The organism is Plantibacter sp. AC185 (genome assembly GCF_979258065.1).
The window spans coordinates 1,452,834-1,467,941 of record NZ_OZ409831.1; the positions used below are offsets into that span (position 1 = coordinate 1,452,834).

Consider the following 15,108-nt stretch of genomic DNA (forward strand, 5'->3'; position numbering starts at 1 on the left):
TCATGTCAGTCCGTCGTCGCCGCCCGGCCCGCGGGGGTCGAGCCGGTAGACGCGCGTCGCCGTCCCGCCACGCAGTGCATCGCGTTCCGCCGGCGACAACTCGTCGACGAGACCGAACAGCTCGTGCCAGACCGCACCGTACCCGCCGCTCGTGACGGTCATCGGCCAGTCGCCGCCGAGCATCAACCGCTCGGGCCCGAAGCAGGCGAGTGCGGTGTCCCAGGCCCGACGCACGTCGGCCGCCACGAACGGCCGACCGGCTCGATTGAGGCCCGACACCTTGGCGACCACGTTCGGTGACGCCGCCGCCGCGGCCATCTCGGTCGCCCATCGTTCGAAGGCCTCATCGTCGCGCGGGGGCTTCGCGAGGTGGTCGACGACGATCGTCAGCCCCTCCTCCAGCCGCGCGAGTCCGGTGGCGTCGCGGAGCAGCCGTGGGAAGGCGTTCGGGAGGTCGAGCGGAAGCCCGCGGTCCGCGAGGAGCGCCGCCAACCGGCGGGCGGGTGCAGCCAGGAGCAGTCCGTCCCGGGGATCGTCGTGCAGCAGCTGACGAACGCCGCGGAATCGTGGATGCACTCCCCAACGGTCGAGCAGGGCCTCAGCCCGCTTCGCGTCGTCGATCGGCACCCAGCCGACGACGCCGGCCACCCAGCTGAAAGCGTCCGATGCGCTGAGCATGGACATCGTGTCGAGCTCCGTGTCGTCGGCCTGGACGAGGATCGCCGCATCGACGCCGGCCTCCCGCAGCTCCGCGGCCGCGCGCTCCGGCGTGAAGTCCTCGCGAAGCGACTCGTCGGCCGAAGCGAGCCAGTGATACCCGTCGGCGCGATTCCACAGATGGAGGTGCGCGTCGATCGTCCGCATCAGCCGAGCAGCCCTCTGGTGCGCAGCTCCGTCCAGAAGGTCTCGGGGATCGGCGCCTCGAAGCGCTCCACGTTCTGGATCATCTGCTCCGGCCGCGAGGCACCGACGGCGACCGTCCGCACGGCGGGGTGACGGAGCGGGAACTGGAGGGCGGCTGCCGGCAGTTCGACCTCGAACCGACGGCAGATCTCGGCGATGTCGACGGCGCGATCGAACACCTCCGGCGGGACGGCACCGTACTCGTAGCGTCCGTCGCGGTCGGGGACGGCACGGGCCAGCAGGCCGGAGTTGAACACCGAGGCGGCGACCACACCGACGCCGTGTTCCAGGCACGCTGGCAGCACCTCCTCGGCCGCCGGTTGCTCGGCGAGCGTGTACCGACCGGCGATCATGATGAGGTCGGTCAAGCCCGTGCGCACCGCGGCGAGCAGCGCGGCGACGTCCATCGACCCGATCCCGACCGCCCCGACGAGTCCTTCGTCGCGGAGGGCGGCGAGCGCCGGGATCCCCTCGGAGATCCCGGCTTCCGGATCGTTGCGTTCCGGGTCGTGGAGGTAGAGCACGTCGACGTGGTCGAGTCCGAGTCGTTCGAGGGACTCGTCGAGCGAGCGACGCACGCCGGCCTCGCTCGCGTCCCACTCGCGTCGCACGGTCGCCGGGACGACGAAGTCGTTGTCGGTGTCGAGCGCACCCTCCCCCTCAGGGTTCGGCACGAGGAGGCGGCCGACCTTGGTGGACAGGACGTACTCGTCGCGGGGCTTCGTCTGCAGGAAGGCGCCGAGCCGACGCTCGGAGAGACCGAGGCCGTAGTGCGGAGCCGTGTCGTAGAAGCGGACGCCGTGTTCCCAGGCCGCATCGAGGATCGCCCAGGCCTCCTCATCGCTGAGCTCGCGGTAGAGGTTGCCGAGGTTGGCGGCGCCGTACGCGAGCCGCGGGACGAGGAGGTCAGGCACCGGCGCCCCGGAAGGTGAACTCGGCGATCGACGTCGCGAGCATCTCCGAACCGCCGCCGGGGGCGACCGGCGCGCGGTACCGGCCGGCGACGATCTCGACGGGCTCGACGAAGTGCTCGTGCAGGTGGTCGACGAATTCGATCATGCGTCCATCCTCGCTCCCGGACACGGCGATGAAGTCGAACATCGAGAGGTGCTGCACCGCTTCGCACAGCCCGACGCCACCGGCGTGCGGGCAGACCGGGACACCGAACTTCGCGGCCAGGAGGAGGATCGTGATGTTCTCGTTCACGCCGGCGACCCGCGTGGAGTCGATCTGGAGCACCTGGAGGGCGTCGGCCTGCAGGAACTGCTTGAACATGATGCGGTTGGCCATGTGCTCACCGGTCGCGACCGGGATCGGGGCGACGCCGCGCGCGATCGCCGCGTGGCCGAGGATGTCGTCGGGGCTCGTCGGCTCCTCGATCCAGGCGATGTCGTAGGGGGCGAGTCGGGACATCCAGTCGATCGCCTCCGCGACGTCCCACCGCTGATTGGCGTCGACGGCGATCCGGATGTCGGGTCCCACGGCGTTCCGGGCGATGGCGAGGCGACGGACGTCGTCCTCCACATTCCCGCCGACCTTGAGTTTGACCTGCGCGAATCCGTCCGCGACCGCTTCGCGACACAGGCGGTCGAGCTTCTCGTCGGAGTAGCCGAGCCACCCGGGCGTGGTCGTGTAGGCGGGGTACCCGGCGGCGAGCAGGGCCTCGGTCCTGGCCTCCCGTCCCGGTTCGGCGCGTCGGAGGATCGCGAGGGCGTCGTCCGGGGTGAGGACGTCGCTCAGGTAGCGGAAGTCGACGAGCTCGACGAGCTCCTCCGGCGTCATCATGGCGAGCAGCCGCCAGAGCGGCAGGCCGGCGCGTTTGGCCTTGAGGTCCCAGAGCGCGTTGACGACGGCGCCGATCGCCATGTGCATGACGCCCTTCTCGGGGCCGAGCCACCGGAGCTGGGAGTCGTAGACGAGTTCGCGCCAGAAGGACCCGAGGGCGTCGAGCACGGGCTCGACCTCGCGACCGAGGAGGTGGTCCCGGAGGGCGTGGATGGCTGCGACCTCGACGTCGTTGCCGCGTCCGATCGTGAAGACGAAGCCGTGGCCCTCGTGGCCGTCGTCCGCGTCCGTCACGAGCCGCAGGTAGGCGGCGGAGTAGTCGGGGTCGGGGTTCATGGCGTCCGAGCCGTCGAGGGTGGTCGAGGTCGGGAACCGGACGTCGTGCGTCTCGAATCCGATGATGGTACTCACGTCGGCATGCTCCTTCGGGCTGGTGCCACCGAGCTTAGACATCCGATGTCTGGGCTGTCAATGCGCTCAGCGTGGACCAAATCACCTGTTGCAACGCCGGGGTCCGGCGGTAGAGTTCAGACGTTATCGGCTACGGAGCCGGGTCCGCACGCGGGCACCGGCGGAACCGGAAGGACCAGCATGCGCTTCGCCAGACTCGGCCCCGTGGACGGGGAGACCCCCGTCGTGTTCGCGGGCGACACCGCCTACGACCTCCGATCGATCACCCCCGACATCGACGGAGCCTTCCTCGCCGGCGGCGGCGTCGATCAGGTTCGCGCCGCCCTCGAGTCGGGTGCGCTCCCCGTCCTCGACGGCGCCGACGAGCTCCGCATCGGCGCTCCGATCGCCCGGCCGAGTGCGGTCGTCTGCATCGGGATGAACTACGCGGCGCATGCAGCGGAGTCCGGGTCCGCCCCTCCCGAGATCCCCATCATGTTCTTGAAGACGCCCAACACGGTCGTCGGCCCGAACGACGACGTCCGCATCCCGCGCGGCAGCACGAAGACCGATTGGGAGGTCGAGCTGGGCGTCGTCATCGGCGAGCGCACCTCCTACCTCGACAGCCCTGAGGACGCCCTCGGCCGCATCGCCGGCTTCGTCACCGCGAACGACGTGTCGGAGCGCGACTTCCAGATGGCGGCGAGTGGCGGGCAGTGGTCCAAGGGCAAGTGCGCTCCGGGCTTCAACCCGACCGGCCCGTGGCTCGTGACGCCGGACGAGGTCGACGCCGGCGCTCTGCGACTCCGCAGCTGGGTCAACGGCGAACCGCGTCAGGACTCGAGCACGGCGGACCTCATCTTCGACGTCGCCACGGTCATCTGGCACCTGAGCCAGTACCTGCAGCTCGAACCCGGCGACCTCGTCCTGACCGGCACACCCGAGGGCGTCGCGCTCTCCGGCCGCTTCCCCTACCTCGCACCGGGCGACGTCTGCGAGGTCGAGATCGAGGGCCTCGGCCGCCAGCGACAGCGGTTCGTCGACCCGGTCCCTGGAATCGCGCCGTCCGCCAAGCCGGCCGAGGCACTCGGAGCCCGCGCATGAGCGCCGCAGACACCGGCGAGTTCGACGGACTCGTCGCGATCGTCACCGGCGGCGCTTCGGGGATCGGTGCCGCCATCGTCGAACGTCTCGCCGCAGCTGGCGCGAGCGTCGCGATCCTCGACCTGAACCCGTCGCCCGACGAGGACTCCGCCACCCGCCTGTCGGTGCGGGCGAACGTCGCCGACGACGCGTCGGTCCGCGCGGCGGTCGACGCCGTCGTCGCACGGTTCGGCCGCCTCGACATCGTCGTGAACAACGCCGGTATCGGCGCGCAGGGCACCATCGAGTCCAACGACGACGACGAGTGGCACCGCGTCTTCGACATCAACGTGGTCGGCATGGCTCGCGTGACGCGCGCGGCCCTCCCACACCTGCGCGAGTCGCCGTCGGCCACGATCGTGAACACCGCGTCGATCGCCGCGACGGCGGGACTCCCCCAGCGCGCGCTCTACACGGCGACGAAGGGAGCCGTGCTGTCCTTGACGCGAGCGATGGCGGCCGACCACCTGCGCGAGGGCATCCGGGTGAACTGCGTCAACCCGGGCACGGCCGACACCCCCTGGGTTGGCCGGCTGCTCGACAGCGCGCCAGACCCGGCCGCAGAACGCGCCGCACTTGAGGCACGCCAGCCGCATGGCCGACTCGTCGCCGCGACCGAGGTCGCCGGTGCCGTCGCCTACCTGGCGAGCCCGCGATCAGGCTCGACGACCGGCACCTCGATCGCCGTCGACGGCGGGATGCAGGAGCTCCGCCTCCGCCCCGAGTAGCGAGGGCCGAGTCCCGATGCCGCCTCACCGTTCACAACGCAGGAGCGCCCCGGCGGTTCTCCCGCGAGACGGCCATCCCCAGGCCGACACGCCTGACTCCTCCTGAAGTGCGAACGGCATGGATCGGACGGGTCCGATCGTGCAGAACTCAGGCGCACGCCGGCGCGTCCCGCCACCGAGGGGATGATCCGGCTCGACTCACCGGGACGCTCCTGAATTGCGAACCCTGGCCCGAGGATCAGGCGGGCGAGCTACCGGTCGGTGTCGGGGCGCGGCCACGCGGCGACGAAGCGCTCGAGGTACGCGGCGAACTGCGCCGCCTCCGCGGGCGCGAATCCAGAGAGCGCGGTCGTGACCGCGTCGCGTCGACCCCGGTGCGCCTCCTGCAGGACCGCGCGGCCGGCGGCGCTCAGCTGCACCACGCTGCGTCGACCGTCGTTCGGGTCGACTGCGCGAGCGACCTCGCCGCGCTTCGTCGCTTCGGCCACGAGCCTGCTCGCGCGGGGCTGGTCGACACCGATCGACTCCGCGAGCGCACTGATCCCCATGCCACCGGCCGCCTCATCACGAGCAAGCGCGTCCAGCATCCGGAACCGAGCAGCCTGGGCGATCGCCTGCTCACGCGGGTGACGGGCGCCACCGCCGGGAGCCCAGGGCCCACCGAAGCCGGGTCCGAAGCCGGGACCGCGCCCGCGCCCGCGTTCATCCTCAGCGCCGCCGTCGGCGTCGTGCCGATGACCGCCGTGCTCATCGTGGTGGTGATGACCGGGCCCACCGCGCCCACCGCGTCCGCCGAACCGACGGCCTGACTGGTCCCGTCGGATCTGGACGAGGGCCTGCTCGATCATCTCCACCGGGTCGGTTGCTGTGGGTTCGCTGGGCTGTGCTTGACGATCGTCGGACATGCATGTCATTATACATGTACATGTAACAGAGCATGCAAATAAGGAGACCACCCATGAACACCCCCACGACTTCCCCAGAGCAGTCCACCACCCAGTCCGCCGAGCGCCCGCTCGGCTTCTGGCTCCGCACCGTCGATCACGCGCTCAAGCACTCGATGCACGAGGTGCTCGCCGAGGACGGCCTCGGCCGCCGCAGCTGGCGCACGCTCGAGCTCATCGCCTCCGGCGCGTCGAGCGTCGAGGAGATCGACGCCTCGCTCCCGCCACACCGCCACGGACCGCGCAGCCCCGAACGGTTCGGCCGCCGCGGCGGGTTCGGCCCCGGTCGCGGCTTCGGTCGCCCGGAGCGCACCGCCGAGACGACGGCGGACACCGCATCCGCCGAGCGTCCGAGCGGCCACGAGCACGGCCACCCCGCTCACGATCGGGCCTTCGGGCGCGGCCGCGAGATCGGTCGCGGCTTCGGTCGTGATCACCGACCCGGCGGCGCACCGTTCGGCCCTGGCCACGGCCACCACCGCGGCCCTCGTCGCTCGACCGCGGACATCGTCATGGACTTCGCCGCCCGCGGCTGGGTCATCGTCGACGCCGACGGCATCACCCTGACGGACACCGGTCGCGAGGCGCACGACGCGCTCCGCACCAAGGTCGACGCGGTCCGCCAGACCGTCGCCGACGCCGTCTCGCCCGAGGACCTCGCGACGACGCTCGCCAGCCTCGAGAGCATCGCCCGAGCCTTCGGCCGGGACGAGCACACGGCGCACGAGCACGGCCCGCGTGGTCGCTTCGGTCGCGGCCCTCGCAGCGAGCGCTGACCGGCCGCCGGCGTCTTCCGCCCATGCGGACCCCAGCCGAACACCATGCACAGAGCCCCGGGCAGCAACCGCTGCCCGGGGCTCTCTCCGTTCGACCCACCGTCCCGTTCTCAGGACTCCGTGGCGTGTCGCCCTCCCGCGAAGCCCGACACACCCGACATCTCCTGAGTTGGGGACGAACGGACCACACGCGACCCCGGCGCCCCTATCTCAGGACTCCGTCGCGTGTCGCCATCCACACCAACCCGACACACCGGACATCTCCTGAGTTGGGGACGAACGGACCACACCACACGCGACCCCGGCGCCCCTGTCTCAGGACTCCGTCGCGTGTCGCCACCCACACCAGCACGACACACCGGACAACTCCTGAGTTAGGGACGGCACCACTTCCGCTACTCCGTGAGGCCGTTCGCCTTCGCGACGTTCCCGAGCCACGCGAGGCTCGGCTTCGGCGTGCGCACGAAGGTCTCGCGATCGACGGCGATGAGGCCGAAGGTCGGTCGGAAGCCGCTCGCCCACTCGTAGTTGTCGAGCGCGCTCCAGTGGAGGTAGCCCTCGAGCTGGATCCCGTCCTGGATGCAGGCGTGCAGCTCGCGCAGGGCGCCGTCCGTGTAGTCGATCCGACGCGTGTCGTCTGAGGTCGCGATGCCGTTCTCGGTGATCATGATCGGCACCCCGCCCGACAGCTCCCAGGCGCTCCGCACACCTTCGGCGGCGGCCGGAGGGTAGAACTCCCAACCGGTGAGCGTCGTCTCGACGCCGTCCTCGACGGGCAGCGGTCCCTTCGGCCCGATGAACGTGCGCGTGTACGCCTGGACGCCGAGGAAGTCGTCGCCGGCGGACTGCTCGAGGTACCAGTCGTCACGCGGGTAGCCGTACTCGCGCAGCATCTCGTCGGAGCCCGGCTCACCGTTCGACCGGAACGCCTGCGTCGCGATGGTCCAGCCGGACTTCAGGCCGGACACCTGCGAGAGCACCTCGCGCGAACGCTTGTGGGACTCGAGGAGTGCGTCGGCCACGAAGAGGTCCGGGTTCGGCAGGCCGTACGCGACGAGGTTCGCCGCGTCCTCACCACCGGCGAGCATCGCGGCGATGTTCGGCTCGTTGATGGTGCAGACGTGTTCGACGCCCTCGCCGACGATCGGCAGGGTCAGCTCGGTGTACCGCGCGAAGAGGTCGGCGGCGTCCTTCGCCCGCCAGAACCCGTCGCGCTCGAACCAGCGCGGCACCGTGAAGTGCATGAGCGTGACGACCGGGTTGAGTCCCAGCTCGTGCGCGGTGTCGACCATGCGACGGTAGTGGTCGACCTCGGCACGCGAGACGATGCCGCGCTCGGGCTCGATCCGGGCCCACTCGATGCTGAACCGGTAGGTGTTCAGCCCGGCGTCGGCGAGCAGCTGCATGTCCTCGCGGTAGCGGTGGTAGCTGTCCATCGCGTCACCCGAGGGCTCGACGATGTTCGTCCCGGCTTCGTGCTCGTGCACCCACCAGTTGCTGTTGATGTTGTTGCCCTCGATCTGGTGGGCAGCGGTGGCGGCGCCCCAGAGGAAGCCGTCGGGGAAGGTCAGCACGGGTGTTGCTCCTGTTTCATGTAGAGGTGTGGCCCTTCGACAAGCTCAGGGACCGGGAGGAAGACCAGGCCCTTCGACAAGCTCAGGGACCGGGAGGGGTGGGCGCAGGGACCGGGAGAGGTGAACGCAGGGACGGGACGGGCGTCAGCGCTTGGCGCGGGCCGGGTTGGGGACGGCGTCGAGCAGCTGGATCGTGTACGGATCCTGCGGGTGCTGCAGGACGTGCGCGGTCTCGCCACGTTCGACGACGCGACCCTGGTTGAGGACCATGATGTTGTCGGTCACGAGTCGCGCCGACAGCAGGTCGTGCGTGATGTAGAGCATCGAGACGCCCCACTGCTCGCGCAGGTCCTCGAGCAGCGCGAGCACACCGGCACGCAGCGACACGTCGAGCATCGACACGGGCTCGTCGGCGATGAGCACCTGCGGGTCACTCGCGAGTGCGCGGGCGATCACGACGCGCTGCCGCTGTCCACCGGAGAGCTGGTGCGGCAGCTTCGCCGCGAACTGCTCGACGGGCGAGAGGCCCACCGTCTCGAGGAGTTCGAGCACGCGCCTGCGGACGGCGTCGCCCTTCAGCCCGGTGAAGTTCACCACCGGACGGGTGAGCGTGTACTCGACCGTGTGCAGCGGGTTGAGCGCCGCATACGGGTCCTGGAAGATCATCTGCACGTTCTTGTGCAGGTTCCGGATGCCCTTGCGGTTCAGCTGGGCGACGTCGAGGTCACCGAAGCGGACCGCACCGGAGGTCGGCTTCTCGATGCCCGTGATGAGCTTCGCGATGGTCGACTTGCCGGAGCCCGAGGCCCCCACGAGCGCGAGCGACTGACCGGGTTCGAGCGTGAACGACACGTCGTCGACGGCCGTCACCGCTGACTCACCGCGGCGCGGCGGCGGGTAGACCTTCGAGACGGCGTCGACGATGACCGCCGACTCGGCCGAACGACCGGCGCGCGACGAGGCCTTGCCCGACTCGGAGCTCGCGCTCGTCGCGGTCGGGACGCTCGTCGTGGTGCCGGACACCGGAGCAGTGCCCCGGTTCGCACGCGAGGGGAAGCCGGGCAGCTCGACGACCGCGGCGCGCGGGTCGGCGTAGTGACTGAGCAGCATCCGCGTGTACGGGTCCTGCGGACGCTCGAGGATGTCGCGACTCGGGGCGTCCTCGACGATTCGACCCTCGTGCATGACGAGCACGCGCTGCGTCGCCTCGAGCACGACGCCGAGGTCGTGGCTGATGAGGATGGCGGTGAACCCCTCGGCCTGCTGCAGCTCGGTGATCGTGTCCATGATCGCGTGCTGCACGAGGACGTCGAGCGCGGTGGTCGGCTCGTCGAACACCATGAGGCGGGGCTCGAGCGACAGGGCCAGTGCGATGGACACGCGCTGACGCATGCCGCCGGACAGCTCGCCGGGGAAGCGCGCGAGCACCTGCGGCGTCAGCCCGACCTTGTCGACCAGCTCGGCCATCCGAGCGTCCCAGCGGTCGCGGGAGACGTGGCCGTGCGCCTTGAAGATGTCCACGAAGTGGTTGCGGATCGTGCGGACCGGGTTGAGCGCGTTCATGCCCGACTGCAGCACCATGGCGAAGCCGCCCTGACGCTGCTCACGGAGCGCCTCGTCGCCGAGCTCGCGGATGTCCTTGCCACCGAAGAGGATCTGCCCGCCGTTGATGCGGGCAGGCGGCTTCTGCAAGCGGGTGGCCGCGAAGCCGAGCGTCGACTTCCCGGAGCCGGACTCGCCGACGAGCCCGATGAACTCACCGGCACCGACGGAGAACGACACGTGGTCGACCGCCTGGACCGGCGCGGCGCCGACGGACTCGTAGACGACGGACAGGTCGCGGACCTCGAGGAGCGCTCCGGTCCCGGCTGCCGGCGCGGATGCGCTCTCGGCCTGGAGGTTGACGGCGTTCATCGTGACTTCCCTTCACGGAGGCGCGGGTTGCTGATCGCGTCGACACCGAAGTTGATGAGGGTGAGGCTCATCGCGAGGAGCGCGATGCAGAGACCGGGGGCGAAGAGGAGGATCCACTGACCGGTGAGCAGGGCGTTGGAGTTCTGCGCCCAGTAGAGGATGGTGCCCCAGCTGACGATCGACGAGTCGCCGAGGCCCAGGAACTCGAGGCCGGCCTCCGCGAGGATCGCACTCGTCGCGGCACCGAAGAAGCCACCGGCGATGAGGGACGTCATGTTCGGCAGGATCTCGTTGAACACGATGCGGAACGGTCGGTCGCCGGAGAAGCGGGCCGCGGTCACGAAGTCACGCGAACGCAGCGACTGCGTCTGGCTGCGGAGCACGCGGGCACCCCACGCCCACCCGGTGATCACGATGACCGCGACGATCATCACGAGCCCACCGTTCTGGAGGTACGCGGCGATGACGATCATGAGCGGCAGGCCGGGCACCACGAGGAACAGGTTGACGATGAAGTTGACGACCTCGGCGCCGAAGCCCTTGATGTAGCCCCAGCTGAGGCCGATCAGGACCGCGACGATCGTCGACAGGATGCCCGCGATGAATCCGACCGTGACGCTGATCTGCGAACCGTAGATGAGCTGGCTGAGGACGTCCTCGCCCGCCGCCGTCGTCCCGAACCAGTGCTCGGGACTCGAGTCGGCGTTCCGGGGGAACCCGTCCTGGCTCGCGCCGTACGGTGCGAGCACCGGGGCGAAGATCGCGACGAGGATGAAGAACGCGAGGATGATGAGCCCGAGGCGGGACTTCCAGTTGGCCCAGAGCGTCGCCGCCGATCGACCGATGAAGGCGAACCTCCGCGGCGGACGGACGGGTGCGTCGGACTGCAGTGTCTTGACGTGCTGTGTGGTGGTCATCGGCGGGTCCTTGGGTCGAGTACGCCGTACAGGATGTCGACGAGGAAGTTGGCGATGAGCACGCTCACGGTGATGAGCAGGAAGAGCGCCTGCATGAGCGGGTAGTCCTGTCCGATCACCGCGTTGAACAGGAGGAAGCCGATGCCCGGGTATCCGAAGACCTGCTCCACGAGGATCGAGCCGCCGACCACACCGCCGAGCGCGAGCCCGAAGCCGGTGAGGTTCGGGAGGATCGCGTTGCGGGCCGCGTACTTGATGGCGACCGTGCGACCACGGAGACCGTTCGCCTCGGCGAAGGTCACGTAGTCGTCACCGAGGGTGTTGATCATCGCGTTGCGCATGCCGATGATCCAGCCACCGAGGCTCGTCACGAGGATCGTCAGCGCCGGCAGCACCGCGTGGTACGCGACGTCGACGATGAAGTCCCAGGTGAAGGCAGGAGAAGCCGTCGGGCCGAAGGCACCCGAGGTCGGGAACCAGTGGAGCACGTAGCCGGCGAAGAACAGCAGGAGCAGTGCGGTCCAGAAGTACGGGAACGTACTGGCGAAGGTGCCACTCAGCGTCGGCAGGGCGTCGAGCCAGGTGTTCCGCCGCCAGGCCGCGAGCACGCCGATGAGGGTGCCGAGGATGAAGGCGACGATCGTCACGATCCCGAGCAGGATGATCGTGTACGGGAACGCCTGCCAGATGAGCTCACCGACCGACTGCGGGAAGAAGGTGTACGAGACCCCGAAGTCGAGCGTGACGACCTGGTGGAGGTACGTGACGTACTGCTCCCAGAGGTTGCCGCCGGGGACACCGAGTTGGGCCTCGATCGCCGCACGCGTGGCCGCGGAGACCGGGCCGTTCTGCGCGAGCTTCGCGATCGCGGCGTCGGTCGGGGAACCGGGCATGAGCCGCGGCAGGAGGAAGTTCAGCGTGACCGCCGCCCACAGGGTGAGGACGAAGAGGCCGAGTTTGCGCACCATGTACACGGTCACTCACCGTCCTTCCGGAGCTTGAGGTGCGTGAACACGAGGAGCGGGGTCTGGTCGTAGGTCTGCAGCGGTGCGTAGGGGTTGTCCGCATCGGGCCAGCCGGTGAACTTCTTGTCGTTGTAGAGGCCCCAGAGTCCGCCGTAGTACATGCCGATGACCGGGAAGTCGCTGTAGACGATCTGCTGCATCTGGTGACTCAGCCCCAGGCGAGTGGCCTCGTCGGTGGTCTCCTTGTACTGGGCGAGCAGCTGGTCCATCTGCGGGTTGCGGTAACGACCGAAGTTGCTGGACGTCGTCTCGCCGATCGGCTTCGCGAACTCGCTGTTGAAGCTGTTGTTGAAGCCCTGGAACATGATGCCGTTGCCCATGCCACCCATGGCGACCTCGAAGGCGCCGCTCTGGATCGCCTGCTGGTACCCCGGCGGCTGCGGCTGCTTGATCTGCACGTCGATGCCGAGGGCGCCGAGCTCCTTGCGGACCTCCTGGACCGCGCGGAGCCAGTCCGCGTAGCCGTTGGCGGTCGTGATCGAGAAGCTGAACTGCTTGCCCGCCGCGTCGACGAGCTTGCCGCCCTGCTGGGTGTACCCAGCGGCCGCGAAGGCCTCGAGGGCGCCGGCGGTGTCCTGCGTGATCATGCCCTGGTTCGGCAGGGTCGGGTCGAGTTCTGCCTCCTGGTTGGGGAGCATAAGGCTCGACTGGCCGGCGGCACCGAGGTAGCCCTCGGTCGCTGCGTCGGCGATCTTGTCGCGGTCGAGCGCCAGGGCGATGCCGCGACGGACGTCGACGTTGTCGAACGGGGCGACGTCCATGTTGGGCACGAGCCCGATCACGCCTCCCGGCGGGAACCAGAACTTGTTGTGGTCGTTTGCCGCACCCCAGGTGCCTTCGACGTTCGACAGGAACGAGTACGCCCAGTCGAAGCCCTTGGTCACGATGTCGAGTTCACCGGTGGCCGCGGGGATCACGAGGTGGTTGACCTCGATCTTGTCGGCCTGCCAGTACGTCTCGTTCTTGTCCATCGTGTACTGCTGCGAGGTGTAGTTGCCGAGGACATAGGGGCCGGTGCCGACCGGGTTCGGGTTCCGCCAGGTGTCGGGGCTCTTGACGTCCTTCCAGATGTGCTCCGGGACGATGAGCGTCTGCGAGACGATGTCGGCCGCGGGGGCGTCGTCGTCGAGCAGGTGCATGATGACGTGCTGGCCCTTCACCTCGATCGTGTCGATGTGCTGCCAGGCGCCCTTCTGGTCGAGCGTCGGGTACTGCTTGATGAGGTCGAAGGTGAACTTGACGTCCTCAGGGGTGAAGGCTTCACCGTCGGACCAGGTGGCGCCGTCGCGGATCGTGTAGTCGATCGTGCGGGCGTCCGGGAGGTCGACCTTCTCGGCGAGCCACGGCGTCTCCTTGCCGTCGAGCACGTTGATGATCACGAGCGGCTCGTAGATGTAGCTCGAGGCTGAGCGCTTGTTCACGAGGTAGGGGTTGAAGTTCCGCTCGAGCATCGGGGTGCCCTTGTCGGAGGCCAGCAGCATCGTGTCGGCGGGGATCGAGGGATCCGGCTCGCTCTTGATCTGGATGCTGCAGCCGGAGACGAGCAGGGCCGCCGCGGCGATCATCGCCGCTGCTCCGAGTCGTCTGCGCCTGCGGACCTTGGTCCGCTCGTGCGTCGTGTGCGTCATCGCCACCGTCCTTGCTGAAGTCTGTACCGGTCGAGTGTAAGCGCATACATTGCCCGGCGCAACCCGTGTCGGACATCCGATCCTGTTCGCGATTCAGGAGAGCCTCGGCGCGGCGACCTCGTGGCGGACGGACGCGCCGCGGCACGCCGCGGGCTTCCTGAATGGTGAATGCGAGGGAGGCGATGATCAGGACGTGATCGACTCGGAGCTCTCGCGGAGGACGACCTCGACGGGGAGGCGGACGGACATCGCGGGCAGCTTCGGTTCGGCGAGGCGACGGGCGAGTGCCTGCACGGAGACCCGGCCGAGCGTCTCCATCGGCTGCCGGACCGTCGTGAGCCGCGGAGCCGACAAGCGGCCGGCGTCGATGCCGTCGAATCCGGTGACGATGAGCTCGTCCGGGACCGCGACCCCCGCGATCCTGGCGGCGTCGATCACGCCGAGCGCCATCTGGTCGTTGGCGCACACGACGGCCCGCGGCAGCCCGTCGCGTCGGAACAGCTCCCGACCGACCCGTCGCCCGCCCTCGCGGGTGAAGTCGCCGCGGAGGGTCGGCTCCTCCGGGGCCTCGAGCGACCGGTCGGCGAGGGCCGCGCGGAACCCGCTCCAGCGCTCCGCGTCATCTGGCGAGCCGAGGCTTCCGGCCACGTACTCGAGCTCTCGGGCACCGAGGTCGTCGATGAGGTGCGCCGTGAGCGTGCGCATCCCCTCGGCGTTGCTCACGGAGACGTGGTCGAGGTCGTCGCCGCGCCGGGGCCCCGCCATCACGACGATCGGGACGTGCCGCGACAGGCGCGCGAGCTCCTCCTCGCTCGCGCTCCCGGCCAGCACCATGAGGCCGTCCACCCGACCCGCCATGTCGCGCACGGTCTGCGTCGCCGTGGATCCGCGTCCGACGCCGACGAGCAGCGCGAACCCGCTCCGCCAGGACTCCAGCTCGCAGCCGCGCAGCACCTCGTCGAAGTAGAGGTTGAGCGTCCGCGTGTCGGTCCGCTCCGGGATGTCGCGGACGATGCGCGCTCCCCCGGCCGCCGCCTCGTCACCCTCGAGGGCGATGTCCCCGAGGTCGTCCATCGCGTCGAGCCCCTGGAAGAACAGACCGATGACGCCGGTACGGCGCGCGGCGAGTCCTCGGGCGGCACCACTCGGGACGTACCCGAGCTCACCGACCGAGGCGAGCACGCGGTCTCGCGTGGCCGGTTTCACGTCGTCGGGGCGGCTGAGCACTCGTGAGACCGTCGCGATGGAGACGCCGGCGTGGTGCGCGACGTCGTAGACCGTCGGCGGTTTGGTCATGGGAACGCCTTCCTTCGGCCACCAATGATACGCACGGCATCCTGCCCGCCCGGTCCACCGGCGGCGTGGGCTGACGCGCGGACCG

General features: G+C 69.5%; 13 protein-coding genes. 3 read left to right on the top strand and 10 right to left on the bottom strand.

Annotated elements, in window-relative coordinates; translation table 11 throughout:
* Genes ACZZZB_RS06845 through ACZZZB_RS06855 form a run of 3 tightly spaced genes read right to left on the bottom strand, consistent with a single transcriptional unit; the run spans position 1 to position 3,099 of the window.
* Complete coding sequence (locus ACZZZB_RS06845) at positions 1-864, bottom strand: amidohydrolase family protein (protein WP_463529253.1); 864 nt, start codon at positions 862-864, stop codon at positions 1-3.
* The gene (locus tag ACZZZB_RS06850; RefSeq protein ID WP_463529254.1) at positions 864-1,817 is read right to left on the bottom strand and encodes an aldo/keto reductase; all 954 of its coding nucleotides are present in this window, start codon (positions 1,815-1,817) and stop codon (positions 864-866) included. The genes ACZZZB_RS06845 and ACZZZB_RS06850 overlap by 1 nt, the downstream gene beginning before the upstream one ends.
* Entirely contained in the window at positions 1,810-3,099 is a 1,290-nt protein-coding gene (locus ACZZZB_RS06855) for an L-fuconate dehydratase (protein WP_430892143.1), read from the bottom strand. Before ACZZZB_RS06855 ends, ACZZZB_RS06850 begins: the two co-directional genes overlap by 8 nt.
* A gap of 180 nt (positions 3,100-3,279) precedes the next feature.
* Between ACZZZB_RS06855 and ACZZZB_RS06860 the strand changes: the two genes are divergently transcribed.
* Both ACZZZB_RS06860 and ACZZZB_RS06865 read left to right on the top strand, forming a co-directional pair.
* Complete coding sequence (locus ACZZZB_RS06860; RefSeq protein ID WP_463529255.1) at positions 3,280-4,182, top strand: fumarylacetoacetate hydrolase family protein; 903 nt, start codon at positions 3,280-3,282, stop codon at positions 4,180-4,182.
* Positions 4,179-4,949, top strand: coding sequence for an SDR family NAD(P)-dependent oxidoreductase (locus tag ACZZZB_RS06865; protein ID WP_463529256.1), 771 nt, complete (start codon positions 4,179-4,181; stop codon positions 4,947-4,949). Before ACZZZB_RS06860 ends, ACZZZB_RS06865 begins: the two co-directional genes overlap by 4 nt.
* A gap of 251 nt (positions 4,950-5,200) precedes the next feature.
* Here ACZZZB_RS06865 and ACZZZB_RS06870 read toward each other — a convergent pair whose 3' ends face one another.
* Positions 5,201-5,854, bottom strand: coding sequence for a MarR family winged helix-turn-helix transcriptional regulator (locus ACZZZB_RS06870; RefSeq protein WP_463529257.1), 654 nt, complete (start codon positions 5,852-5,854; stop codon positions 5,201-5,203).
* Between the two features lie 53 nt (positions 5,855-5,907).
* On the opposite strand from ACZZZB_RS06870, the gene ACZZZB_RS06875 reads away from it, so the two are divergent.
* A complete protein-coding gene (locus ACZZZB_RS06875; protein WP_463529258.1) occupies positions 5,908-6,669 on the top strand; it encodes a hypothetical protein in 762 nt (253 codons plus the stop codon).
* 395 nt (positions 6,670-7,064) lie between these two features.
* On the opposite strand, the gene ACZZZB_RS06880 is transcribed toward ACZZZB_RS06875, so the two are convergent.
* The 6 genes from ACZZZB_RS06880 to ACZZZB_RS06905 all read right to left on the bottom strand — a co-directional run bounded on the left by ACZZZB_RS06880 (position 7,065) and on the right by ACZZZB_RS06905 (position 15,023).
* Positions 7,065-8,243, bottom strand: a complete 1,179-nt coding sequence (locus tag ACZZZB_RS06880) for a glycoside hydrolase family 1 protein (RefSeq protein ID WP_064297142.1) — start codon at positions 8,241-8,243, stop codon at positions 7,065-7,067.
* Positions 8,244-8,387: 144 nt separating this feature from the next.
* Positions 8,388-10,157, bottom strand: a complete 1,770-nt coding sequence (locus ACZZZB_RS06885) for an ABC transporter ATP-binding protein (protein ID WP_079704934.1) — start codon at positions 10,155-10,157, stop codon at positions 8,388-8,390.
* A complete protein-coding gene (locus tag ACZZZB_RS06890; RefSeq protein ID WP_124768560.1) occupies positions 10,154-11,074 on the bottom strand; it encodes an ABC transporter permease in 921 nt (306 codons plus the stop codon). The genes ACZZZB_RS06885 and ACZZZB_RS06890 overlap by 4 nt, the downstream gene beginning before the upstream one ends.
* Entirely contained in the window at positions 11,071-12,042 is a 972-nt protein-coding gene (locus tag ACZZZB_RS06895; protein WP_085512196.1) for an ABC transporter permease, read from the bottom strand. Before ACZZZB_RS06895 ends, ACZZZB_RS06890 begins: the two co-directional genes overlap by 4 nt.
* An 8-nt stretch (positions 12,043-12,050) precedes the next feature.
* On the bottom strand, positions 12,051-13,727 hold the full coding sequence (locus ACZZZB_RS06900; RefSeq protein ID WP_191940389.1) for an ABC transporter substrate-binding protein: 1,677 nt from the start codon (positions 13,725-13,727) through the stop codon (positions 12,051-12,053).
* A 186-nt stretch (positions 13,728-13,913) separates the two neighbouring features.
* Positions 13,914-15,023, bottom strand: coding sequence for a LacI family DNA-binding transcriptional regulator (locus ACZZZB_RS06905; protein WP_079001239.1), 1,110 nt, complete (start codon positions 15,021-15,023; stop codon positions 13,914-13,916).
* Between the last annotated feature and the right edge of the window lie 85 nt (positions 15,024-15,108).